Genomic DNA, 21,128 nt, shown 5'->3' on the forward strand with positions numbered 1-21,128 from the left:
CCGGCCGGTACGGGCCTTCAGGAGGCCCGGCTGCTCCAGGTCGACCCCGTAGACCTGGTGCAGATCGGCTTCGATCAGCGACCAGCGGGAGAAGAGGTCTTCCCAGGTGATGCCGGGGCCTTCCGGCTCCGGGTTGTACCACTCGCGGAGCCCGGTCTCGGGGTCGATCGGCCCTCCGCCGGAGTCTCCGTCTCGTCGCTCGTCGAGGTCGATCGTGGTTTTGGGATGCCACCCCGCGCCCAGATCTCCATGGCGGCCTCGGTGCCGTGGATGTGCCAGGTGAGCGCGGTCAATCCGCACGCCCTGATCTGCTTCCAGGTGGCGCCGTCGCTGACGAGGTCGTCGTAGACCGATCCGAGCGACTGCCGGTAGAGGGCGGCCTCGGACTTGTCGTCCGCGACCTCCTCATCGTCGTCCTGGGCGGCCAGCGCCTTGTCCTTGATGCCGGTGAACCGGCTCGCGAGACGGGTCCAGGTGTCGGCGTCCAAGGGGAGGACGCTGTAGGTCATGACCCCGCCGACCGGGAGGGGGACGGGCAGGTCCAGCGTCTCGCCGAGGCTGGCGTCGAGTTCAGGGAATCGAGGCATGGAGGGGGGACCTTTCTACGCTGCGGGGTTGGTGATGGCGGTGCGCTTGCCCTTGCCGCCGAACGTCACGTTGAACGGCTCCAGCGCGGTCACGCCGCCACCGCCTCCGCCGTACTGGACGTTGACGCGGCCCTGCCAGGCGTCGGGGGCTCCGTCGCGCCGGTAGTAGCGGATTTCGATGTCGGAGCCGACCCCGACCGCGTTACCGGCCTCCAGGACGAACTGCTGGCCAGGGTCGGGAATGAAGGTCGCGTCGTTGTCGGCGTCGCGCTTTCGCTTGCCCTCGGTTTCGAGCTTCCATTTGCGCTGGGTCGTCTCGTCGCTGCCCCAGCCGTCGCTGTCGAAGTCGCTGTCGTCTTCGAGGGTGGAGTCGATCGTCTCCTTGAAGGAAGACATGCCCTTGAAGGGTGTCCACACCGGCGACGCGGTGGTCCCGGTGTTGACGTCGAGCGCCCACGCGCTCGCGAGCATGGAACGAGTTCCCATTGGTGATCTCCCTATCCGGGGCGGTGCGTGGTCGGGTGGTGTGTGAGGAGGCGGTAGGAGTCGGCGCGCTCCCACCGGCCGTTGCCGTCCGAGCCCATGGGGGCCTGGATGCGGCGGGTCATGAGGAGCACGCCGACGGCCGGGAGCTTGAGGCCCTGGAGGGCGTCGAACACGTCCTCGGCGATGCCGTTGAGCACGCGAATGTCTGGGGTGCCGCGCATGCGGAACTGCACGCCGAGCGTGCCGTCGGTGTTGACGGGGTCGTCGCCGTCCTGGTCGACGCCGTACGGCTGAAGCGCGATGGCCCGGTCCGGCGCGGTGGGCAGGCGGCCGAGCACGATGGCCGTCTCTGACGCGGTGTACGACGGGCCGGCCGGGCGCCACACTCCGGCGCCCGCGTTGTGCAGCTGCTCGGCCAGGGCGGTGAGGAGGTCGGTGGTCCAGTCGCTCACCGCAGGGCCCGCCGAATCTCCGCAGCGATGAGTTCCTGCATCGTCTGCTGCTCGGAGTCGAACGGGTCCTCCAGGTACTTCGCCTTGCGGCCCTCATCGTGCTGGAGATTGAGCTCCTCGTGCTGCCGTACGGCGTAGGGCGTGTCGTAGGAGACGGCGCCGGTCAGGGTTGCAGGATCCACGCTCGGCGTGCCGGACCGCTCCAGCGTCCCCTCTTCGTGCGGGACCTGCTCGCGGGACACCTGGAGCAGGTGCTCCATGGCGACCTGTAGGCCCTTCACTGCGGCCTCGTGCACGCCCTTGTCGAGCTTGCCGAGGTCGAGTTTCAGCTCCGAGCGTTGCGCCATCGAGGCCTCCCTACTGGAGCGCGACTTCAAGGTGATCCGGCACCGGCAGGCCGCCGCCGTCGCGCCGGGACGAAGTGATCACAGTCGTCGTGCGGCCATTGGCGGTGACGCGGGAGCCGGTCGGGCAGGCGGTGTCGAGCGGCATGTAGACGGTGGTCTCGGAGACGACCTCGGAGCCTTCGGCGTCGCGGACGAGTCGCCGTTTCTCGTCGACGAAGCAGCGCACGGTCACGGCGTCGCCGTACTCCGGGCCGAACGGGCCCTCACCCTCAGCGGGCTCGACGAGCACCTGGTGGACGAGCAGCCACGCGGGGAGGACGCCCATCAGCAGTACGTCCGCGGCGCGTGGCCGAGCAGACCCGCCTGGGCGAGGACCTGTCGGGCCTGCGATGCCAGGCCGTCCGCTGTGCCCGCACTCCCGGCTGTGCCGCCGGTCCGGCCGCCGAGAGTGACAGAGCCGATGCTCACGTTGTCGTAGACGGGTGCCGCTCCGGTGCCGTCCTCACCGCCCACGATCCACGCGGCGGTCTGCTCGATCGTGGCGTCGCGCAGCGCGGCCAGGACCCGCGGGTCAGTAGCCATGCCGTCGTCGTCGGTGGTGTAGATCGCGGAGATGAGGGCGCCGTTGACGACGCGGGACGCCCGGGTGAGCATGAGGCCGATCCCGGCTGGCGCGGTGGTGCCGGTGTAGTCCTCGTAGTCCTCGGCGGTTGCATGCGCCATCGCTGCCTCCCTCTGCGTGGTTGTACGCGGGCGGGCGGTCCCCCTCCGAGCCGCCCACCCGCGCGATCATGGGCCCCCGCTACTTAGGGGTGACTCGGATGACCGAGTAGGTGACGGAGGCGGGCGCGGAGACGTCCAGGAAGACGACGCGGCCGTCCGCGCCGCCCTGGTCGTACTCCGAACCCCACGGCCCGAACACCTGGGAGGTGGCGGGTGCGACGGCCTTGACCCGGTCGGCGGGGACGACCCCATCGACCTGGGCGCGGTCACCGAACTGGGTGGTGATGTTCACCGAGCCGACGGCGCCGTTGTTGACGACGACCGCGGTCCGGCCGTCGTTCGGCACCGAGATGCCGTCCGCGGTGAACGCGGCCGGCGTGCAGATGGCGCCGGTGGTAGAGGCGGCGACGGGGGTGGTAGCGACTCGCGCCATGGTTACTCCTCCTCGTCGGCCGCGGCGCGGCCGTGCAGGTCGATGAGCTCGGCCTTGGTGAGATCCGCGGCCTGCTCGCGGTCCATGCCCTGGGAGACAGCCCAGTCGACCCAGGCAGCCTTCGGAGCGGACTGCGGCGGCCGGTCCTGGGCAACCGCCGTGGCGGGCTCCCCGTCTACCAGGACGCGCTGCGCAACCTCGGTCTCCCGCTCCTGCTGGGCGGCCGGATCGCTCGGCACGGGGCCGGGGACGATCGGCGCGGGGCCGTCCGCGTGTACGCCGGGGGCGACGACGGCCGGCCCATGCGGGTCGGCCTGGCCGGCGTTGGTCGGCGGCAGGAAGTCGCCCGGCTGCGGGTTGACGGCCGCGTCCCGGAGGCGGGTGCCTGCCTGGACGCGCTCGACGTCGCGGGAGTCGACCGGGGTCGGGCCGTCCGGCTGCTCGGTGGTCTCGCCGTCGACGTCGTATCCGGCGCCCCGGCAGTAGTTGATGACGGCGGCGTTGTCGGTCTCGGCGACGCCGTCGCGGAACTGGACGTCGCCGATGGTGCCGTTGTAGTCCTTCACGGGGGCGGTGATCCGTGCCATGAGTCTGCCTCCGATCAGGCGCTCTTGAGGTTCCTGAACACGGCCGCGGCCTTGGTCGCCTTGAGCACCGGCGCCACCGGACCCAATTCGACTTCGCCTGTCTTCACAGCGCCCGCGCGGGTGAAGTCCGGCAGCCAGGTCTGCACCAAGGGGCGGCCCGCCATGGACACGCCGTGGAAGCCGTCCAGGCCGAACCTCGCCGCGTACAGGTCGCCGAGGCCGGTGATGTTGCCGCCCGCGCCGCCGGCGTCGGCGTCCCGGGTGACCAGGTCGATGACCGCGGTGTTCGATCCGGCCTTGGCGCCCAGGTCGATGAGCCTGATCCCGTTGTACGCCTGCACCGGCCGGCCGAACGAGTCGGTCGTCTTGTCGATCATCTCCGACCAGGCCGCCGCGTACTTGAACAGGGCGAGGGTCTTCCGGTTGCCGAAGATGGCGTCCGGGGTGCCGTCCATGAGGGCGAGCCAGGAGTCGATGTGCGCCATGAACGCCAAGGCCTCCGCCTTGGTGTCGATGGTGGTCATGTCGATGTAGCCGGTGGTCACACCGTTGGACAGAGGTAGGTACTCGGTCGACGTGCCAGTGAGGATCTTGCTGAGGCCGTCGAAGCCGTCGGTGGTCACCGCGCTGTCGCCGTTGATCACCTGGTCGGAGAAGAACGCGTTCGCCGCCTTGATCTTCTGCGACATCTGGAGTGCGGTCTCGGCGCCGGCCGCCATCCTGTCCAGCACCCTGTCGATCTGGAAGGACCCACCGAGCGGCTTGAGGTCCACCGAGTAGCGCTGCTTCGTCACCTCGGCGGGCGTGTACTCCGAGTTGATCGCACGGAACGCTGCGGTGGGCTGGGTGATGAGCCGCTGGTAGGCGTAGGTGAGGGTGGCGCCGTTGCCAGCGCCGGAGACGACGTCGTCGAAAGTGAGCGCGTCGAGCAGGAAGGATGACTTCTGGAACTCGTCGATGACCTGCAGATCGACGTCGTCGGTGGTGTTGAGCTTCGCCTGGGCGAGGGAAACGGGCATGGGATGTTCCTCCGGATGGTCAGCCGCTGCTCTTGGCGAGCTTCGCGGTGATGGCGTCGGTCAGGTTGGCGGCCTTGCCTGCCGTCCCGGGCCTGCCGGGGGGTTCGGAGCCGCCACGCGGGGCCGGCGCCTGGCCGTCCGTGCGGTACTGCGGGTTGTCCTCGACCGCCTTCTTGATGGCGTCGCGCAGCTTGGCGTCGAAGCCGTCGGCGGTCGGGTCGAGCTTGTCGAGCTGGGCGAGGAACGCCCGGGAGTCGGTGAGCTTCCCGGCGTCCGCTCCGACCTTGGCCGCGGCCTTGTAGACGGCGAGCTCGACCGTGAGCGACTTGTTCTGGCCGGACAGATCGCCGATCTGCTGGGCGAGCTGGGCAGGGTCGGCGGGCTGGTCGCCGTCCTTGACGAGGCCGAGGGCCTTGCCGATCTGCTGGGCGAGGTCCTGCCTCGCCTGCTCGGCGGCCTGAGTCTTGGCGTTGGTGCGGCTGCTGGCCGCCTCGGTGCGCAGGTCGCGGATGAGCTTCTGGGCGAAGTCGGGCAGTGAGGCGACGTCGCCCTCGCTGCCGTGCTGACCGTCCTGGCTGCTGCCCTGCTGCCCTTGGGTGGCCGGGGACTGCTGGCCGGTGTCCTGGCTGTCCTGCTGGGTGCCATCGCCCGCGTCTCCGTCGCCGGACCCGCCGGCCTGGAGGTAGATGGGCTGGCCGGTCTTGCGGTAGCCGAGGAGCGCTCCGGGCGCGGTCGGCAGGGGGTGCGGCATGGTGCCCTCCTGGGGCGTGGGGTTACGGCTGGCGCCTGGCCAGCGTTTCGGGCATCCATCCCAGGTGATCCGGGCTGGAAAGTCGTGGTTGCGTCGTATCGTGCGCGGATGCACCCTCCGCAGCAGCCTCAGCAGGGGCCGTACGGTCAGCCGACGCAGCAGTACACGCAGCCAGGGCCGCCGCCCGGCTGGCAGCAGCCTCCGCCGCCTCCAAAGAAGGGTGGGAAGGGCGCGGCCATCGCCATCGTCATCGGGCTGATCGTTGTGCTGGCCGCGCTCGGCGGGCTGCTGAAGCTCGTAGACGGGGGCGGGGAGGTGAAAGTCACAGGCGGCGATGAGCAAGCCGTGGCTACGCCGGCCGCCGTGTCGAAGATCCCGAAGCCCGACGCGCAGCAGACGGAAGACCTGCTGTACGGGCTGCGTCAGATCGACCGGGAGCTAGATCGGGCGAGGTCCATCGACCGGGCCCGGAACAGCTGCTCGGACCTCTTGAACGGTGAAGACCGCAATGATGTGATCAAGCGGACACAGCTACGGTTCGACGGGGTGGCCGACATCGACACGGCGGACGCGCGGGCCATCGTGAAGCTGATCGAGGACGGCGGTTGGTGCCGCTAGACGCGCAGTTCGAAGCCCTCGAAGAGGTCCGGGTCGATCAGGTCCTCGGCCTCCATGCCCGCCTCGTAGCAGGCCTGGAGGATGGTCCACACGGCTCCGGCCGCGCGCACCCCGGCGGGCCCGGCTTGCTCGGCGGGCAGGAACCCGGCCGCCTGGCGGTCGTCGGTCCACACGTGGCCCAACAGGACGCCGCCTTGGTGGAGCTCGGCCCGGCGCACCGGGCCCTGCGGAGCGGAGGAGTAGCCGGCCGGAGCGTTCACCTCGGCTGGGCGTGGGTCATCGGCCCACCGCCCATATGCCTCCGCCATCACTCGCCGTCCTCCTTCGCGAACCCGCCAGCGTATCCGTCGTCTACATCACCGACCGGGTCCGGCTTCCAGCCCGTGGGCTTGGTCCAGTCGTCGGGGACGATCTCAAGTTCCATGAACCATTTGTTGTTCCGCTCGTAGGCGGCGTGAACCACATACCGCATGCCACGGTCGAGGAGCATTTCGCGTTCTTCTTCACCGTACTGCGAGAAATCCATCACGTTCAGCGCCTTGGTGCCCTTCGGCGCTTTGATCATGAGGTAGATCTCGCCGTTGAACGCGGCGTTGCGGCCGACCGATGTGGACATGTAGCCCTGCTCAGCGAATTCCTTGCCGACCAGATCAGCCATCGTCTCAGGTCGTCTGAGGTCGGCCCCCAGGAACCGAGCGAACATCTCGCCGACACCGCGGTGCAGAATGACGTCTTCGGGCAGTTCCGCTTTGTCGAACGCGGTTTCCAGGCCCTTGACGATCCGGTTGTAGTTCGCCAGGTCGCGCGAGGTCGTAGGTAGGACGCCGCCGCGTAGGGCCTTGTTGACCATGTCATGGGCGATGCCGGTGTAACCCCGTAGCGCGCTCTGCTCGTCGGGGGTGAGGTTGGGTGTGGGGTGCTTGGTGTTGGCCCACTTCACACCGTCGGCGTTGGTGCGGTGACGCAACGCCTTGCGCATGCCGCCGAACTTTTGGGCCTCGGCCTTCTTCTTGGCCTGTGCGAGGGCACGGGCCTTGGCCTCGGCCTTCTTCGCCGCGGGCCCGGCGTCGGGCGTAGGGGTAGGGGTGGGCGGCTGCATGTCGCCGACCGGTCCGCCCTTCGGCCCGCCGGGGCCCGGGTGGTTGCCGGCGCCGATCTGCTCCCGGTAGCTGAGCCGCTTGAGCTTCGGGTGCTTGGCGAGGTGGTCGCGCAGGTTGGCCTGGGCGGCACGGACGCGGGCGTTCGCGGCCTTCTTCGCCTCCGGGGTGAGCGCGGCGAGGGCGCTCTCCTTCTCCTTCCGGATCTTCCGCTCGAGGGCGCGCTGCTTCTGCCGTGCGACGTCGCCTTCGGGGTCGGCGGTGTCCTTCTTGAGCTTGGTCACGCCCGGGAGGTAGGCGCTGACGGAGTGGCGGCAGTTCGGGTGCTGGAACCCCTTCGCGCGGGCGCCGTCGAGGGTGTCGAGGACGTCGACGGTGACCTGTTCACCGTCCTGCGTGGCGTGCTCCATCCGGATCTTGCCGATCGGTCCGCTGTTCCGCCTGAGCACCTTGGACTCGTACGGCCGGCACCTCCTGCACTCCTGCGTGTTGTCGGAGACGTACACCAGGTCGATGCCGATCGAAGCGAGCCGGTCCATCTGGCCTTGGATGGCGGCGCGGGCGGCGTTGGTGCGGCCGATCATCTCCGTGTAGGAGGACAGGCGCCACTGCCGCCCGGCCCGGTCCGTGAAGCTGACGATCCCCTGGTCCATGAGGCGCTGCCACGCAGCCTGAGACGCCTGCCGCCGGGTGGCTGTGCCGGTGGCGATGCGGGCGGCGGTGGCCGCCTGCACGGCCCGGTAGGCGTCCATGGGGGCTCGCAAGATGTTGCCTTCAACCCTGCCGAGGTCGCGGTGCAGGGCGGCGGCGATGTTCTCGATGACGGCCGCGCCGGGCACCTGGCCCATGGCCTGTCGGGCGTCGTCGCGAACGGCCTTGCTGACGGGCAGGCCGGTCAGGGCGGAGCCGTAGCCGTCCCGGTAGGCCTGCCGGATGGCCTCGCGGACGACCGCGCTCTTGGTCTTCTGGAGGCGGTCGTGGACGGCCACCGCGGCAGCGCGGAGCCGTCGGATGGCATCCAACTTGACCTCGGCTGTGGGCGCGATCAAGTCCTTCTTGAGCTCGTCGGCGACGACCGTGATCAGGCTGGCCTCGACCGACCGGTAGAGGTCGGCGACGGTGCCGGCGATCTGGTCGAGGAGATCCTGGTCGACAGCCACGGGGACCTCCTCACGCGTACTACATGGGCACTTGGAGAAGGCGCAGGATTAGCCAGCACGCGGCAATTGACCCGACCAGCGTGCCCGCACGGACGAACGAGTAACGAAGCGCCGATCGGGTTTCGAGGACATGGATCGCGCCGCTCATGAACACAGCAACCATGAGCAGGATCGCCCAACCTAAGGTCCATTCGTCGCTCATGCCCGCCATCATTCCTCACGCGCGGGTGGGCCGTCCTGCTGCTCGGCCTCCGGGTCCTCGCCGGTCATCTCGCCGGGCAGCGCGAACGGGTCCATCACCGGGGCCGGCTGATCCGCCTTGATCTTCGCGACCTCCTCGGCCACCTGTGGGTCATCCCAGTCGGGATGCGCCATACGGACCTTGGTGTCGGTGCTGGCCGCCATGGCGTCGGACAGCATTTGGATGGTGCGGGCCACGCTCTCGGCGTCCTGGGAGACGGCCGCCCCGAACTCGATGGCCGGCACCTCGGGGAGTGCGTTGGACCAGCCGAGGGCCTTGTCGAGGGCGAGCATGGCCTCGGTGATGCGGCGCAGCGCGGGCTTCCAGTACTGCGCTTTCCGGTCCCGTGTGATCATCGATCGGCGCTCCCGCGCGGTCACCTCGGTCGCAGTGGCCGCGGCTTCCCCCGCGAGCCCGAAGGACTGGGCGGAGTAGCCGGCGCTCCGTACGGCCTGCTCGATGATGGCCTGCATGGTCTGCTGGTGCTCGGCGACGCGGATGGAGAACTGGTTGAGCGTGATGCCGCCGCCCTGTGTCGGGTCCATGGTGAGCTCTTGCCAGACCTCGCGGTCGGCGTCGAACGCGGCACCGTTCCCGGGGCCCAGGTTCTGCAGGTAGCCGGAGGGGACGATGAGGCGGGCGCGGGCGAGCCGGATGTCCCGCATCCACGATGTCCACGTGGTGTCGAGCGCGTCGAACAGATCGAAGCAGGGGGAGGCGTAGTCCGAGCGCCCGTACGGCTGGCCGCGGTGCTTGCGATTGGGCCGCATGTTGGGGACGTGGGTGGCGGTGAGCAGCGGGATGCCGGTTGCCTGCCTACCGTCTGCGTCGACCACAGAGGCGAGGTGCGCGGTGTCGAGCCGGTCGTCGAGCGGCAGCTGCTGGCCGAGGTGCGTGCTCGTGCCCTCGAACACCGCGTAGGAGATGTAGCCAGACTCGTGGTGCTCCAGCAGCCGGACGACCTGCTCACCGGAGCGCTCCAGCTCGCGCCAGAACGTGACCTCGGTCAGGCGACCCCACCGGAAGACCGGGATGGCGGCGTCGCCGTGCTCGACGGCCAGGATCGGCCGCTTCGCCACGTCCTGGTCCCAGGCGAGTTTCAGGTAGACGTCGCCGAGCGCGGAGTCGACCTCGGCGGCCTCCAGCAGGCGCATGTGGACGCCGCCCTCTTCGAGGATCTCGTCCAGCCGGTCCTGCGTCGCCGGGTCGTCCACGGTGAACGTGGGCGGCTCGCTGAACATGAGGTCGGCCGAGGTGGCGGCGATGTCGCCGGCGAGGGGGATGTGCAGGCGGGTCTCGTGCCGGGTGAGATCCCGGGTCTGCGCCCAGAGGTGTTGGACGTACTCCTGGCGGTCGCGGCCGCGGACGAGGCGGGTGCCGTACAGGTCGGCGAGACGGGTCTTGTCGCCGGCGTACCAGGCGTCTGCTTCGTCGTAGTCGGTGTAGATGTCGGTGAGGTTGGGGGGCGGCCAGGTGCCGCCGCTCGGCAGCGGCATCGTGCACGTCCTCTCAGTCGAGCGGGTAGCGCGCCCGGATCTCGGCGGCTTCGGACAAGAGGACGGGACGGCCGTCAGCGTGACGGCACATGTCGTTGACCGCGTGGCCGCCGTATGGGCAGCACTGGCGGGGCCCTACCTCGACGGGGAGCGTCGCAATCTCGGCAGGTTCACCCGGCGCGGGCTCGGCGGGCGGTGTCCAGCCGAGCGCGACCAACGCGGCGTGGGTCTTGTCGGGCACGGTGACGATGGCCTCGCCGTCGACGTCGACCTCTCGGATGATGAGGTCGAGGGTGATCGTGGGGAGCTCGTTGACGGCGGTGTGAAGGTCGAGGGCCCGGATGCCGGTGAGCTTCTGGCCGTCGACCTCGACGGTGGAGCCGAGGAAGCCGGGGGTGAGGTGCAGCTTGGCGGTACGCGCGGCCATCAGGGCTTGTCCAGCGCGGCACGGACGAAGCAGTCCTTCGCCTCCAACAGCTTCCGCAGACCGGCAGTGAGCTCCGGGCCGTCGGGCAGCTGCTCGATCATCTCGTGGGCGAGGTCGTGGCACGGCTTACTGGCCGCCTGCAGCTTCGGGGGCAGGTGCTCGAATTCGAAGTAGCTGACGATCCGGTAGGTCGAGGCGCTGCGTCCGGCAGAAAGCACGAGGAACTCCAGAGGGGTTGAAGATCGGGATTTAACAACTACCGGGAATGGAGATTCCCGCAAGCTAGTGCTGCTAGAGCGGCGCTCACGCGGCCAGTCGGAGCGCTGGGCGGATGAGCGGACGCCACATCCATGCTGAGGAATGCACGCCGTACCGCAACGCGTCTGTGCTGTGGTCGTCGACCTTGATGGGCTTGTCCTCGCCGCGCTCGGCCGCCTTGTCGTCCCATGAGTAGCTGGGCAGCTCGGCGAGCAGACCCTCGCAGGATCGGTGGATGCGGAGCTGGTCGGCGCCCAGCAGCGTGGACACCGTGCGGATGCCGTCGAGCACCGAGTTATCGGCGGCCGAGACGTTGGGCACCTGGTCGCGCCAGAGCTGCGTCATGAACGACGCAGCCGAGGGGTCAACGTAGATGCGTTCCGGTGTGATGCCGAGCGCGCGGCCCTGCTCACCCGGCCGGCGGATCCCGGCGAGCCAGCTCCGAAGGTTCAGCGAGTACTCGCCGTCGGTGAGCTGCCGGCGAGCCAGCTTCGAGTCGTACCGGTACTCGGAGACGACATGCAGGCGCCGATCCTCGCCCAAGCCGATCGCCAGCCCAGCGAAAGCATTCACCGTTCCGTAGTCGATGCCCACGCTGAACCAGCGGTCAATCGCAGGCAGCTCGTCGACGACGTGGCGGGCCTCGTCGAACATGTCGAACACGGCACCCTCGGCCAAGCACCAGTCGCCGAGGATGAACCGCCGATACCAGAGCCCCACGTACTCCTGCTTGAGCGAGGCGACATAGGCAGGATCAAGAGCGGGGTTGTCGTCGAGCGTGAAGTGCCAGTGCCGTAGGTCGAGTTCGCCAGCGCGAAGGATGAACTTCTTACGCGCCCAGTGGGCCGGCCCATCGGGGTTCGTCGTCGCGAACACCTTCGCCCCAGGTACGGACAGGCGGGCCAGCAGCTGGGCGAAGAAGGACTCCGGCAACAGGGTGAGCTCGTCGACGTAGGCGCCGGCCGCGGTCAACCCTCGGAGGCGGCCTTCGGCGCGGGCGTCGTTGGCGGTGATGACCTCGATCTGGCGGCCGAGAATCGTGGCCGTGGACGCGCCGCGCGTGTAGTGAACGTGGCGGGCGACGTCGCCGAACAAGGCCGGATCCTGCAGCGGGCCCAGCACGTTGCGAGCCACCGTGTCCAACGTCTTGCCGCTGATGACGAGCGCACCGCCGCGGGGGGCTTGGGCGACATACATCAACCAGCGCAGCAGGGAGGAGATCGTCTTGCCGGACCGTACGGCGCCGGACCAAATGTTGATGCGCGCCGTGCTGTGGGCGATCGAGCGCTCTTGCAGGTCACTCAGTCGGGGTGTCACCGTGGCGCCCTTGCATGTCGGCGAACATGGCGCCCAAGAGGCTGACGGCCTGCTCAGCGCCGGAACCAGAGTCGTGCTTCTCGATGGCGACATGCTTGTCGATGAGGACGCCATAGGTGATGGCGAGGTCGCGTAGAGCGGAGCCGGGGAGCGTCTTGCGGATTTCCGCGAGGGCCTCTTCAGCGGCTTCGAGTGATCCGGAGGCGAGTTGTGTGCGTCGAGCCTTGTTGTCGATGACGCGAGCTTCGGTCGCTTTTTGGGTTTTCTCCCGGGAGAAGGGCGAGTCGATTCCGGCGTCTGCGGCGATCTTGCTGACGGTCGTGGTGCTTACTTCGTGATCGCGGGCGATCTGTCCTCTCGACTTCTCACCAGCGCGGATGTCCTTGAGGATCGCGGCGCGTGTGGTGTCGGGGATGGGGGCAGGCACACGCGCTCACCCCCGGAAATGCGGAAAGCCCCGCACTGAGGCGGGGCCTGATTCGCTAACTGTGACGAGGTTACGCTCCTACAGCATGTCACCTCACTGATCATTACGGCAAGTCGGGTCAACTCGCCTTGCGCACACTGGTGGGATCCATCAGCTCCAGCACGTCCCCGACCCGGAACAGGGCTCGGCCGCGGGCGTCAGTCGTGCGGGGGATGAGCTTCTTCCTGCTGACCCAGGTGTACAGCAGGGCGGGGGCGATAGGCCGCACGAGCGTGGTCAGCGCACGGGCGACGTCAGGGGCGGGCAACTCCAGGTCCTCCACCGCGCCGAGCATCCACAGCTGCCGGTCCTTCACCCGGTAGCGCAGCCGCTGGCCGTCGTCGTCCACACAGACGGGGCAGGCCACCATCACCGCGTCGGGGCGGGCGTACATGTCGCTGCCGCACTCGTCGCAGGGGCCGGCGTAGACCTGGTCGGCGGGCCGGTCCACGGCCTTACGGGCCTGCCGTACGGCTTCGGTGAGCTCCTCGACGGCCTCCGCGGCGGCTTCGCGGCGCAGCAGCGCCTTGCTGTGCCAGATCAGCCACCGGGCGATGGCCGCCATGTCATCGGCAGGGCCGCGGCCGAGGCTCGCGTACTCACACGTCATGTGCTCGCACGCCTGCCCGCACAGCGGCCCCTGCAGCGTCTGCACGCCGGCGCTGAGCATGCGGGCCCAGCCGACGAGCGCGCTCTTGAGGATGAATCCGGCTTCCCGCGCCCGCTCGTCCCACGGCATGGGCGTCTCGGCTCCGCGACGGCCGCCGCCGCCCATGCGGGTCTGCCGGGTCAGGGCGAGGTCGAGGTGGTGGGCGAGGGAGGGCACGTCCGCGAGGTCGCGCACCAGCCCGGCCGAGCAGGCGCCGCACACCTGGACCGAGCCGGGCATCATTCGGTCGCACCAGATGACCGGGCACGGCATGGAGCTCACTGGTTCCCCCTGAAAGTCGTACGGCTGTGCTGGAGGGGGGAACGAATCGTTCCCCTCTCGGTGAGCTGCGCTGATAGGAGGGACGCACGGCTGTGACGGCCGTGCGTCCCCGAGTGGATCAGGAGTCGGGCGAGAGGATGCCGGACGGGCCGCGGCGGGCCTTCTTCAGCGCTTCCTCTTCGGTGAGGTCGCTGTGGAACAGCTCGACGCCCGGCGCCGGGGTGCCGTCGGCGTGGTAGGCGGTCAGCCCCTTGAGCTTGTCGCCCCACACCTTCCGCATCCCGTGGGCGAAGGCGTCCATCGTGTTGTTCATGTACTCCTGGCCCCACGGGCTGCAGCTGAGGAGCAGCGGGAGCCGATCGTTGCTGATCAGCCAGTCGCCATAGGCGGACCAGCGGCGGCCTCCAGCGTCGGGCTTGGCCTCCGGGTTGTCCTGGACGAAGGAGAAGTGAAGGTCGAGGTAGTCGCGCATGCACTCGTAGCCGAGACGGCCGTCTCCGCGCTCCTCATCGTGCTCACGCTGGTCCCTCACGGCGTAGCCGTACTGGAGACGCGCCCACTCGTCCGCCTGCCAGACCGGCATGCCGAGCTGGGCAGCGACCTCGCTGATCAACAGGTACTTGTTGTCGCGGCTGGTGAAGTGGACGGGCGCCTCTCCGAAGCCGGCGAGGTCGATAACCATGCCGTGGACGGCGGTGAGTGGGGTGGTCTTGGCGAAGTGCTCCAGGCGCTGGACGGCGCGAGAGATCTGCTCTTCGGGCCCCTCGTCGAGGAGGTACTCCTCGTTCGCGGTGACAATGGTTGTGGCGAAGGCTATGAACACGAGGCGATTCCCTTCGTTCGTGCTGGTCGTGCGATCCTTGGGGTGGCCGCCCTCGCTACCGACGAGGGCGGCCTTACTGCTGTTCACGGGGTGTGGGTCTCGCGGATGTGTCGCAGGTCGTCGGTCATGTGCTTGAGTCGCGCGGCCTGGTCGGTGATCCACGCCGTTTCCTGCTCGGTGCGCTGCCGCCGCTCCTCGGCGTAGGCGGCACGGTCGGCGTGGGCCTGGCGAAGGAGCCGGCGGGTCTCGCGGATGTCGGTCCGCTGAAGTCCGACGACGACGAGCAGGACGTAGACAGCGCCGAGGAGGAGCTGCTCCAGGACGGTCACAGGACACCTCTGTCGGTGGCGAGGTTGGCCTGGCGCTCCCGGATCAGTTCCAACACCTCGGCCGCGTGCCGGATACAGATCTGAACGGCGTTGGGGTCGGAGTCGAGGGCGGGGTTGGCGCACGGGTTGCCCCGGCGGCTGTACATCCGGCAGCGGGACTCACGATCCGGCGAGGCGACCGCGGTCTTCGTGGTGGTCATCGGACATCATCCAGCTCTCGCAGGAGGCGCTCAGCAGCCTGGACGTACGTGAGGTTGTGGCGCTTGCGAATGAAGCCGATGACGTCGCCACCATCGACGCAGCCGAAGCAGATCCACAAGCCGCGCTGCGGGAGGACCTTGATCTCGTGGGTTGAGTCCTTCGGCTGGAAGGGGCAGGGGCCAGCGAGGTGGCCATCGTCGGTCCTGTGGAGCGGCACGTAGTCGCTGACGATCCCGTCGATCGGGGATGCCCGCTGGATGAGGAAGATTTCTCTATCGGAGAACGTGTTGATCACGGTGATCCCTTCGTGGGTTAGGCGCTCTTGCGCCGGTCGGGTCCGGTCATGGGGACGACGTCGCAGCACTCGGAGAACCGGGACGCGACACGCGCGCCCACCTGATCAGCGAGAGCTTTCGGCGGGACGTTCGAGGTGACGATGAACGGCTTGGCATGCGCGTACCTTTCATCGACGATCTCGTAGAGCTTCTCGGCGGTGAATTCGGACGGCTTCTCCGCCCCGATGTCGTCGATGACCAGCAGGCTGGTTTTCTGGGAGTCGACGATGGGCTGACGGGTCTGGTTGTTGCTGGGGCGCAGCTCGTCGAACAGGGTGGTTGCCCGGACGAACTTCACGGTCGGCGGGATGCGGCGCTGCTCGCCATAGTTCTCGCTGACGCGAGCCCTGGTGGGGGCGATTCCGGTGATGAGGCACCACGCCGCGAGTGCGGTGTAGGCGGTGTGGGTCTTGCCGACGCCGACGCTGCCCGTGATGTAGAGCCCTTCGGCATCGAGGCCCTTGTGGGTCCATTCCTCCACGCGGGGAGGCAGCGTGATCGGCTTACGGAAGCGGGGCGGGATGAACTCAAGCAGGGCCTGCATGATGCGGTCGCCCTGGCAGCCGGGGCAGCGGGCCGCCCGGAGGTGGCCATCCTCGGCTGAGACGTTCACCCAGCCGTCTCCCGAGCACCCCTCCGGGTGGGTGGGAACGGGGAGGTGGCGGAAGATCGAGATGGGCTCGTTGCGGTCATCCGAACTTGAGGTCACGGTAATCCTCTTCTGTGAATTTCTCGGGGTTGGCCCCAGGCGACTGGCTGCGGCCGGACTGTTGCGCTGAAGGTCGGGATGTAGCGACGCCACGGGATCCGCGGGACTTCATCTCAAGATCGCTGTACTTCTCTCGGAACTTCGGCAGCGAGTGGAGGTGCTGGTGCCAGAAGAAGTCCCTCTGTGACCAGTCGAGGACGGCGAGAGCCTCCTGGAGGGGGATCTTGTCCTTGTCGAGCAGGAGCCGCGCCTCGGCACGCCATGGGTCAGGGGCTGCCGTCGGGCGCCGCCGGTAGTCCTTCTTGATCAGCCACTCAAGGAGGCGGCTGCACAGCTCCTCGACGTCCGCCCGGGGCGGGGCGTCGTCGGTGGGCTTCTTGGCCTCCTTCGATTTCCGGGACGAAGAAGTTCTTTCTTTCTTAGCTTTTTGAGGGTGAGGGGATGGGGGGGACTCTCGTCCCGCCTCGTCCGACCTGGGAGAACTGTTTTCGTACCCCTCTTGAGCTGGGAAAAGACCCTCTTGAATTTCGGTGTCGAGGCGGGACGCTGATCCCTCCTCTGAAGGGTCAGGCGGGACTGTGGTCCCCCCTCCGAGGCGGGACGCTGATCCCTCCTCTGGGTTCGAGGCGGGATGCTCGTCCCGCCTCAGGGGGGCGAATGCCGGGATGCGGAAGTTGGTCTGGACGTTCTCTCGCGCGAACACCGGCCGCCCATCCGAGCCCTGCCCGATCGGCACGCGGACTTCCAGCCCCCGTTTCGCAAGCCGCTGGAAGACTCGCCGGATGCTGTCCCACTGCAAGCCCGTCCGCTGGACAAGCTTGTCGGGGCCTGGCCAGCACACGCGCGTTTCGTCCCGGGCGTCCTCCGCGAGGACAACGAGCACCAGGCGCTCGGCCGGAGTCAGGTCCCTGGGCGCGTGATCCAGGACCTCGACGACGAGCTTTATCCCCATCAAGAGGGGTCCTTTGCGCCGTTGAAGTAGTTGTTCATAGGTCCCCGCTCGCGCGTGTAGTCCTGTTTTCGGGTAGGGCGGACCGCCCGGCGTCCTAAAGCGGACGCCGGGCTTCAACGAGCAGGATCAGGTGATGGCGACGGCGTTGTAGACCTGGTCGAAGAGCGGCCTATGGCGCTCCTGATACTGGGCCACGGGCACCACGTGCCGGCCGACGAGGTCCTCGATCTGCGGCGGAGCCTCGTCGTACAGGTTGATGTAGAGCCGCTTGAGGTTCTTGCCGAACTGGCCCGCAACCCGCTTGGTTTCGGTGTCAGTGAGACCCTTGCCGCCGAGGTACGTGGACACCGTGAGCGGCCTGGTCAGCGGGTCCAACTCAGGAGTCTCCCCCATGAGGCGCCCCGCGAGGCGCCGACTGCATGCGTCCCAGTAGCCGCGGTCGCCGACGCCAGCGCTGGAGAGGATGGCGATGACCTCGGCCGCGGCCTTGGCGCGCTGAATGTCCTCGCCGAGCTGGCCGCCCGTGGCATGCGGGAGGATTGCGCCACTCTGGATCATCTCTGCTTCGCGAGCCCGCACCGCGAAGTAGGTGAGCGCCTCAGCGATCTCTCGCTTGCGGCTGTCACCGCGCATCGCAACCAGGTAGCAGGCATACCGGGTCAGCCGGTAGTCCGCGCCGTTCCGGCCGACGTGGCCTTCATTCTTTCCGATGGTGGAAAAATTGGCCTCGACGTCTACGCCCACGAGATCGGCGGCGGTCATGGCCAGCTCGATGACGGAGGCGAACCGGTGCCACGCGCTGTAGCCGAGAAACGGCTGGAGCTCGCGGGCGAACCAGTGCTCGCCACGCTCGTCCACGTGCTTGATCGCGTCGAACGGAGATCCGCTCAGAAGATCGATGTTGGTCACGCCGCCTCCTTGGCAAGGCCGGCGCGGGCGCGCTCACGCTGCGCGGTGATCAGGGTGATGAGCTCGTCGACGGACGGGCCGCCGGGCACGTACGCGGCGAGTGCGGCTTCTCGGACGGGGAGCGCGTCACGGCGAGCGCGGGCCTCGGCCCAGATCTGTGCGGCAGCGGTAATCGCGTCCGTGCGAGTGGTCGTGCCGGCGAAGTTACCGGTCACTGGACAGCTCCCACAGCCGTGGCCTTGATCTGCTCGACCCACTCGACGAACCACTCACTCGGGACAGCCCGAGTGCCGGGGGAGGGGCGGACACTCTTGATCTCGCCGGAGTCGAGCTTCCTCTGGATCGTGGCCTTGGACAGGCCGGTCTCGTCCACCAGGTGGGTCACCCTCATGAGGGAGGGGAGCTTGGCGAGACGAATCGAAATGTGGTCAGCCGGGAGCGACACGCGCTGACTGGGCACCGGGGGAGAAAGGGGAGCCGGGGTTTCACGGTCTACGCAAGCATGCGTAGAATCGGGCACGACTCTGCGAGGCATGACTATGCCTTTCCTTGGATTAGAGACCCAGGGGTGGAGTTAGCGCCCTCAGTGGGAACACGTGCACTGGCTGGAGCACCACCTCCAACCACCGGCACCCCACTGGGGGCAAAGCTTTTTGTGCGACACATGAGGGGACATGTATCCCCATGACCATGTATTGCCCGAGATCAGGGTAGGCGTCTGCGGCGATGGGCGCAACTTGTCCGGAGCACTGGGGCCGCTGATCCGTTTTTTTCCCCGCATCTGGCCGCACGGTTTCGCATGCGTTATGTACATACAGTGGCAGGGATCAGTTGTCTCGACCTCCCATACCCTCCCATCAGTGCCTGCGGATGACGCTACGTAACGCAACACACCGCACGCCTGTATGCGCCTAGGCAGCGAAGAGCGGTGGAGTACAGTGAAGTCAGGCTGACCTGGCATCTCGCAAGGAAACAGAAGGAACGCATAGGAAAGTACAGTGCCAGCCTGGCCCTGCATCTCATGACAGACCGTGTGCTTGCTCGCACAAGATCGTTCATGCAGGCGTGGATATCTCCTACGTTCTCCATACCTCTGTCACCAGCGAATATGACTGTATATAGCTGTGAAGAGACTTGCGTGCGCGCAAGCCGTGGCCATACTCTCGGATGCGTAAACCTGTCTGGATCTGTCCAGACCTGTCCAGGCGTGCCCTGGCCTGTCATTCCTATGAGCCGTAGGGAGAAAACCTCCGTGGAGGCCACCAGCACCCCGTTCGCCGACTGGGTCACCACCACCGGCCGAGGTCTCGGGTATCAGACGGATGCCCAGCTAGCTGCAGCGATAGGTGTGCAGCAGTCCACCGTCACCCGTTGGCGAAGCGGGAGCCAGCCGAGCATCAAGCATCTCGTATCCCTTGCCGAGGTGTTCGGGATGAAGATCAGCCCGCTCCTCGCTATGTCCGGCCATGTCCCACCAGAGTTGCTCAACGAGGCCGAAGCGCCCACTCCACCTGTTACCGAGACAGTGCGACGCATCCAAGAGTCACCTTTGAGCGAACGCCAGAAGGCACACCTGTTCGACTACTGGAGTCGGCGGCTCGCCGACGAGCGCGAACGCCTCTGGCAGATCATGGAACTGATCGAAGAAGCCGAGGGGACAGACAAACGGACGGTCGGCGACAGACTCCAGCAGGCGTTGCTCACCCTTACGCACTCCAACATCACGAGCCATGTGGTGACTCTTCTGTCGAACCTCTTCGCACTCGAAGCCTCGCCGCGGCGACGATCAGCAGGCAAGGGCCGACTCGGGCAGACCGTGAAGGGATGAGCATGGGCTGCTCTACATGTAGTTGGCCGCACCTGCCCGTCGCCCCGCGCGTCGTTGGCTATGTCCGGGTATCCATGGCCCGAGAGGAGATGATCTCCCCGGAGCTCCAGCGGGCCGCGATCTCCGACTACTGTGCCCGCCGCGGCTATCACCTAGAAGAGGTCATCGAGGACCTCGACGCCAGCGGCCGGAGCTTCGCCCGTAAGGGTGTTCAGCGGGCCATCGAGATGGTCGAGTCCGCCGGTATCGCCGTGGTCGTCGTCTGGAAATTCTCAAGGTTCGGCCGGAACAGGAAGGGGTGGGCGGTCAACCTCGACCGCCTGGAGTCCGCCGGCGGTCAACTGGAGAGTGCCACCGAGGAGGTCGACACCACCAACTCGACCGGCCGATTCACTCGCGGCATGCTCGCCGAGGTCGCCGCATGGGAGTCTGAACGCATCGGGGAAGGGTGGCAGGAGGTTCAGGCCAAGCGGCGCACGGCCGGCCTCCCGCACCATGGCAAGCCGGCGTTCGGCTACAAGTACCACCGCCCCACGATCGGCACCTCCGTGTGCCCGCAAGGCTGCGGGCCGGGGGAGTGCAAGAGCGAGTACCGGGTCGACCCGGAGACCGGGCCGATCCTGGCTGAGATGTACAGCCGTTACAACAGCGGCGAGAGCATGGTGAAGATCGCCCAGTGGCTCAACGACAAGGGCTTCCTCAACGTCAAAGGCCTCCCCTGGGATAAGCGCAAGGTCAAGCGGTACATGGACTCGGGATTCGCCGCCGGCCTGCTTCGCATTCATGACAGCACGTGCCGCTGCAGCACCCCTGCGGACTGCGACCGTAAGACGTTCCTCTCAGGGGCTCAGGCCGCCGTCATCACGGCCGAGCTCTGGATAACCTATATGGCCCAGCGCAAGGCCAGAGCGCGCCTAGCGCCCCGTGTGGAGGCGCCTACGTACCCGCTTGCGGGCCTGGTCTACTGCGGTCGATGTGATGGCCACCTGAACGCGCACTCCGCGACCCCCACCGACGGAGGAAAACGCGTGGGCGGCTACCTCTACCTGTGCCGCACATGGGAGAAGTCGCGGCAATGCACCGGGACGTGGATCACTCGGGCGAGGGTCGAGGAGCGTGTCCTGGAGTGGCTGGGGGAGGTTGCGGCGACGGAGCTGGAGGGGCGGGCGGCGATCGCTGTCGTTCAGGCCGTGGCGAAGACGACGCGGGATGGCGACCGGAAGCGGCTGCTCGCCGAGAGCGTGAAGTGGGAGAAGGCGCTCACCCAGCTCACCGTCGACAGAGCGACCGGCCTTGTCCCCGAGGTGGCCTATGCGGGGGCTCGGGACGATCTCCTGAGCCGCCTGAAGTCCGTCTCCGACGTGCTGGAGTCCCTGGTCGAGGAGGACGGTGCGGCGTCGGTGGTGCCGGTCGAGGTGGCCGAGGGACTCGCCGCTGAGTGGCACACGCTTCCCGTGTCGGTGCGGCGGACGATGCTGGCCAAACTGATCAAGCAGATCAAGGTAACGTCACACGGTAGAGGCAGTGCTGACATCGAGATCGTTCCGACGTTTCCCCTCTAACGGTTTAGGACTCTTCGCGCAGACGAACGGGACCGTCACCCGGCCACCGGCCCGCCACGAGCCCACCCCCGGCCCCACGTCCTC

31 protein-coding genes are annotated in these 21,128 nt (G+C 67.8%); 3 read left to right on the forward strand and 28 right to left on the reverse strand.

Annotated elements, in window-relative coordinates:
• Positions 1-74 precede the first annotated feature (74 nt).
• From CA984_RS45850 to CA984_RS03725, 10 genes are all read right to left on the reverse strand, one after another.
• The gene (locus CA984_RS45850) at positions 75-587 is read right to left on the reverse strand and encodes a DUF7426 family protein (protein ID WP_165781083.1); all 513 of its coding nucleotides are present in this window, start codon (positions 585-587) and stop codon (positions 75-77) included.
• Between the two features lie 15 nt (positions 588-602).
• Positions 603-1,073, reverse strand: coding sequence for a phage tail tube protein (locus CA984_RS03685; RefSeq protein ID WP_133061531.1), 471 nt, complete (start codon positions 1,071-1,073; stop codon positions 603-605).
• Positions 1,074-1,084: 11 nt separating this feature from the next.
• Entirely contained in the window at positions 1,085-1,525 is a 441-nt protein-coding gene (locus CA984_RS03690) for a minor capsid protein (protein ID WP_086568063.1), read from the reverse strand.
• Positions 1,522-1,872, reverse strand: coding sequence for a hypothetical protein (locus tag CA984_RS03695; protein WP_086568067.1), 351 nt, complete (start codon positions 1,870-1,872; stop codon positions 1,522-1,524). Before CA984_RS03695 ends, CA984_RS03690 begins: the two co-directional genes overlap by 4 nt.
• A gap of 10 nt (positions 1,873-1,882) precedes the next feature.
• Positions 1,883-2,197 (reverse strand): hypothetical protein, encoded by a 315-nt coding sequence (locus CA984_RS03700; RefSeq protein WP_086568070.1) that lies wholly within the window; start codon positions 2,195-2,197, stop codon positions 1,883-1,885.
• Complete coding sequence (locus CA984_RS45855) at positions 2,197-2,595, reverse strand: hypothetical protein (protein WP_086568073.1); 399 nt, start codon at positions 2,593-2,595, stop codon at positions 2,197-2,199. The genes CA984_RS03700 and CA984_RS45855 overlap by 1 nt, the downstream gene beginning before the upstream one ends.
• Before the next feature lie 79 nt (positions 2,596-2,674).
• The gene (locus CA984_RS03710) at positions 2,675-3,028 is read right to left on the reverse strand and encodes a hypothetical protein (RefSeq protein ID WP_086568075.1); all 354 of its coding nucleotides are present in this window, start codon (positions 3,026-3,028) and stop codon (positions 2,675-2,677) included.
• 2 nt (positions 3,029-3,030) lie between these two features.
• Positions 3,031-3,615, reverse strand: a complete 585-nt coding sequence (locus tag CA984_RS03715; protein WP_086568077.1) for a hypothetical protein — start codon at positions 3,613-3,615, stop codon at positions 3,031-3,033.
• 14 nt (positions 3,616-3,629) lie between these two features.
• Complete coding sequence (locus CA984_RS03720; protein ID WP_086568080.1) at positions 3,630-4,634, reverse strand: major capsid protein; 1,005 nt, start codon at positions 4,632-4,634, stop codon at positions 3,630-3,632.
• Positions 4,635-4,653: 19 nt separating this feature from the next.
• A complete protein-coding gene (locus CA984_RS03725; protein WP_086568084.1) occupies positions 4,654-5,385 on the reverse strand; it encodes a hypothetical protein in 732 nt (243 codons plus the stop codon).
• Between the two features lie 108 nt (positions 5,386-5,493).
• Here CA984_RS03725 and CA984_RS03730 point away from each other — a divergent pair, with 108 nt between their 5' ends.
• Positions 5,494-6,003: a hypothetical protein gene (locus CA984_RS03730; protein ID WP_086568087.1), complete on the forward strand. Its 510-nt coding sequence runs from the start codon at positions 5,494-5,496 to the stop codon at positions 6,001-6,003.
• Here the strand turns inward: CA984_RS03730 and CA984_RS03735 are convergent.
• The 18 genes from CA984_RS03735 to CA984_RS03815 all read right to left on the reverse strand — a co-directional run bounded on the left by CA984_RS03735 (position 6,000) and on the right by CA984_RS03815 (position 18,045).
• Positions 6,000-6,311 (reverse strand): hypothetical protein, encoded by a 312-nt coding sequence (locus CA984_RS03735; protein WP_133061533.1) that lies wholly within the window; start codon positions 6,309-6,311, stop codon positions 6,000-6,002. The genes CA984_RS03730 and CA984_RS03735 overlap by 4 nt on opposite strands.
• Positions 6,311-8,260 carry a phage minor capsid protein gene (locus tag CA984_RS03740; RefSeq protein WP_086568091.1) on the reverse strand — a complete coding sequence of 650 codons (1,950 nt, stop codon included), beginning with the start codon at positions 8,258-8,260 and terminating at the stop codon, positions 6,311-6,313. The genes CA984_RS03735 and CA984_RS03740 overlap by 1 nt, the downstream gene beginning before the upstream one ends.
• 19 nt (positions 8,261-8,279) lie before the next feature.
• A complete protein-coding gene (locus CA984_RS03745; protein ID WP_133061534.1) occupies positions 8,280-8,462 on the reverse strand; it encodes a hypothetical protein in 183 nt (60 codons plus the stop codon).
• An 8-nt stretch (positions 8,463-8,470) separates the two neighbouring features.
• Complete coding sequence (locus CA984_RS03750) at positions 8,471-9,997, reverse strand: phage portal protein (RefSeq protein ID WP_086568096.1); 1,527 nt, start codon at positions 9,995-9,997, stop codon at positions 8,471-8,473.
• Positions 9,998-10,010: 13 nt separating this feature from the next.
• A complete protein-coding gene (locus tag CA984_RS03755; RefSeq protein WP_086568099.1) occupies positions 10,011-10,424 on the reverse strand; it encodes a hypothetical protein in 414 nt (137 codons plus the stop codon).
• Entirely contained in the window at positions 10,424-10,642 is a 219-nt protein-coding gene (locus tag CA984_RS03760) for a hypothetical protein (RefSeq protein ID WP_108724525.1), read from the reverse strand. Before CA984_RS03760 ends, CA984_RS03755 begins: the two co-directional genes overlap by 1 nt.
• Before the next feature lie 85 nt (positions 10,643-10,727).
• Entirely contained in the window at positions 10,728-11,999 is a 1,272-nt protein-coding gene (locus tag CA984_RS03765; RefSeq protein WP_242675715.1) for a PBSX family phage terminase large subunit, read from the reverse strand.
• Positions 11,980-12,426 (reverse strand): hypothetical protein, encoded by a 447-nt coding sequence (locus tag CA984_RS45295; RefSeq protein WP_133061535.1) that lies wholly within the window; start codon positions 12,424-12,426, stop codon positions 11,980-11,982. Before CA984_RS45295 ends, CA984_RS03765 begins: the two co-directional genes overlap by 20 nt.
• A 118-nt stretch (positions 12,427-12,544) precedes the next feature.
• Positions 12,545-13,396 carry a hypothetical protein gene (locus tag CA984_RS03770; protein WP_133061536.1) on the reverse strand — a complete coding sequence of 284 codons (852 nt, stop codon included), beginning with the start codon at positions 13,394-13,396 and terminating at the stop codon, positions 12,545-12,547.
• Between the two features lie 118 nt (positions 13,397-13,514).
• Positions 13,515-14,219: a hypothetical protein gene (locus CA984_RS03775; protein ID WP_086568108.1), complete on the reverse strand. Its 705-nt coding sequence runs from the start codon at positions 14,217-14,219 to the stop codon at positions 13,515-13,517.
• 83 nt (positions 14,220-14,302) lie between these two features.
• The gene (locus CA984_RS03780; protein ID WP_086568112.1) at positions 14,303-14,548 is read right to left on the reverse strand and encodes a hypothetical protein; all 246 of its coding nucleotides are present in this window, start codon (positions 14,546-14,548) and stop codon (positions 14,303-14,305) included.
• Positions 14,545-14,748: a hypothetical protein gene (locus tag CA984_RS03785; RefSeq protein ID WP_086568114.1), complete on the reverse strand. Its 204-nt coding sequence runs from the start codon at positions 14,746-14,748 to the stop codon at positions 14,545-14,547. The genes CA984_RS03780 and CA984_RS03785 overlap by 4 nt, the downstream gene beginning before the upstream one ends.
• Complete coding sequence (locus tag CA984_RS03790) at positions 14,745-15,044, reverse strand: CHC2 zinc finger domain-containing protein (RefSeq protein WP_165781086.1); 300 nt, start codon at positions 15,042-15,044, stop codon at positions 14,745-14,747. The genes CA984_RS03785 and CA984_RS03790 overlap by 4 nt, the downstream gene beginning before the upstream one ends.
• A 17-nt stretch (positions 15,045-15,061) precedes the next feature.
• Positions 15,062-15,793 (reverse strand): ATP-binding protein, encoded by a 732-nt coding sequence (locus CA984_RS03795; protein ID WP_133061538.1) that lies wholly within the window; start codon positions 15,791-15,793, stop codon positions 15,062-15,064.
• Complete coding sequence (locus tag CA984_RS03800; protein WP_086568121.1) at positions 15,774-16,745, reverse strand: helix-turn-helix domain-containing protein; 972 nt, start codon at positions 16,743-16,745, stop codon at positions 15,774-15,776. The genes CA984_RS03795 and CA984_RS03800 overlap by 20 nt, the downstream gene beginning before the upstream one ends.
• 126 nt (positions 16,746-16,871) lie before the next feature.
• Complete coding sequence (locus CA984_RS03805; RefSeq protein ID WP_086568123.1) at positions 16,872-17,654, reverse strand: BRO family protein; 783 nt, start codon at positions 17,652-17,654, stop codon at positions 16,872-16,874.
• Complete coding sequence (locus CA984_RS03810) at positions 17,651-17,869, reverse strand: hypothetical protein (RefSeq protein ID WP_086568125.1); 219 nt, start codon at positions 17,867-17,869, stop codon at positions 17,651-17,653. Before CA984_RS03810 ends, CA984_RS03805 begins: the two co-directional genes overlap by 4 nt.
• Complete coding sequence (locus tag CA984_RS03815; RefSeq protein ID WP_133061539.1) at positions 17,866-18,045, reverse strand: MerR family transcriptional regulator; 180 nt, start codon at positions 18,043-18,045, stop codon at positions 17,866-17,868. The genes CA984_RS03810 and CA984_RS03815 overlap by 4 nt, the downstream gene beginning before the upstream one ends.
• Positions 18,046-18,906: 861 nt before the next feature.
• Here CA984_RS03815 and CA984_RS45860 point away from each other — a divergent pair.
• Entirely contained in the window at positions 18,907-19,482 is a 576-nt protein-coding gene (locus CA984_RS45860; RefSeq protein WP_165781087.1) for a helix-turn-helix domain-containing protein, read from the forward strand.
• Between the two features lie 2 nt (positions 19,483-19,484).
• Positions 19,485-21,044: a recombinase family protein gene (locus CA984_RS03825; RefSeq protein WP_278248980.1), complete on the forward strand. Its 1,560-nt coding sequence runs from the start codon at positions 19,485-19,487 to the stop codon at positions 21,042-21,044.
• Positions 21,045-21,128: the final 84 nt, after the last annotated feature.

The sequence above is a fragment of the Streptosporangium minutum genome, from assembly GCF_002149035.1.
Lineage (GTDB): Bacteria > Actinomycetota > Actinomycetes > Streptosporangiales > Streptosporangiaceae > Streptosporangium > Streptosporangium minutum.

Bases quoted from the DNA above. Each gene is read 5' to 3' on its own strand.
- CA984_RS45850 (WP_165781083.1), bottom strand. From the start codon at position 587: ATGCCTCGATTCCCTGAACTCGACGCCAGCCTCGGCGAGACGCTGGAC.
- CA984_RS03685 (WP_133061531.1), bottom strand. From the start codon at position 1,073: ATGGGAACTCGTTCCATGCTCGCGAGCGCGTGGGCGCTCGACGTCAAC.
- CA984_RS03695 (WP_086568067.1), bottom strand. From the start codon at position 1,872: ATGGCGCAACGCTCGGAGCTGAAACTCGACCTCGGCAAGCTCGACAAG.
- CA984_RS03700 (WP_086568070.1), bottom strand. From the start codon at position 2,197: ATGGGCGTCCTCCCCGCGTGGCTGCTCGTCCACCAGGTGCTCGTCGAG.
- CA984_RS45855 (WP_086568073.1), bottom strand. From the start codon at position 2,595: ATGGCGCATGCAACCGCCGAGGACTACGAGGACTACACCGGCACCACC.
- CA984_RS03710 (WP_086568075.1), bottom strand. From the start codon at position 3,028: ATGGCGCGAGTCGCTACCACCCCCGTCGCCGCCTCTACCACCGGCGCC.
- CA984_RS03715 (WP_086568077.1), bottom strand. From the start codon at position 3,615: ATGGCACGGATCACCGCCCCCGTGAAGGACTACAACGGCACCATCGGC.
- CA984_RS03720 (WP_086568080.1), bottom strand. From the start codon at position 4,634: ATGCCCGTTTCCCTCGCCCAGGCGAAGCTCAACACCACCGACGACGTC.
- CA984_RS03725 (WP_086568084.1), bottom strand. From the start codon at position 5,385: ATGCCGCACCCCCTGCCGACCGCGCCCGGAGCGCTCCTCGGCTACCGC.
- CA984_RS03730 (WP_086568087.1), top strand. From the start codon at position 5,494: ATGCACCCTCCGCAGCAGCCTCAGCAGGGGCCGTACGGTCAGCCGACG.
- CA984_RS03735 (WP_133061533.1), bottom strand. From the start codon at position 6,311: ATGGCGGAGGCATATGGGCGGTGGGCCGATGACCCACGCCCAGCCGAG.
- CA984_RS03745 (WP_133061534.1), bottom strand. From the start codon at position 8,462: ATGAGCGACGAATGGACCTTAGGTTGGGCGATCCTGCTCATGGTTGCT.
- CA984_RS03750 (WP_086568096.1), bottom strand. From the start codon at position 9,997: ATGCCGCTGCCGAGCGGCGGCACCTGGCCGCCCCCCAACCTCACCGAC.
- CA984_RS03755 (WP_086568099.1), bottom strand. From the start codon at position 10,424: ATGGCCGCGCGTACCGCCAAGCTGCACCTCACCCCCGGCTTCCTCGGC.
- CA984_RS03785 (WP_086568114.1), bottom strand. From the start codon at position 14,748: ATGACCACCACGAAGACCGCGGTCGCCTCGCCGGATCGTGAGTCCCGC.
- CA984_RS03800 (WP_086568121.1), bottom strand. From the start codon at position 16,745: ATGGGGATAAAGCTCGTCGTCGAGGTCCTGGATCACGCGCCCAGGGAC.
- CA984_RS03815 (WP_133061539.1), bottom strand. From the start codon at position 18,045: ATGAGGGTGACCCACCTGGTGGACGAGACCGGCCTGTCCAAGGCCACG.
- CA984_RS03825 (WP_278248980.1), top strand. From the start codon at position 19,485: ATGGGCTGCTCTACATGTAGTTGGCCGCACCTGCCCGTCGCCCCGCGC.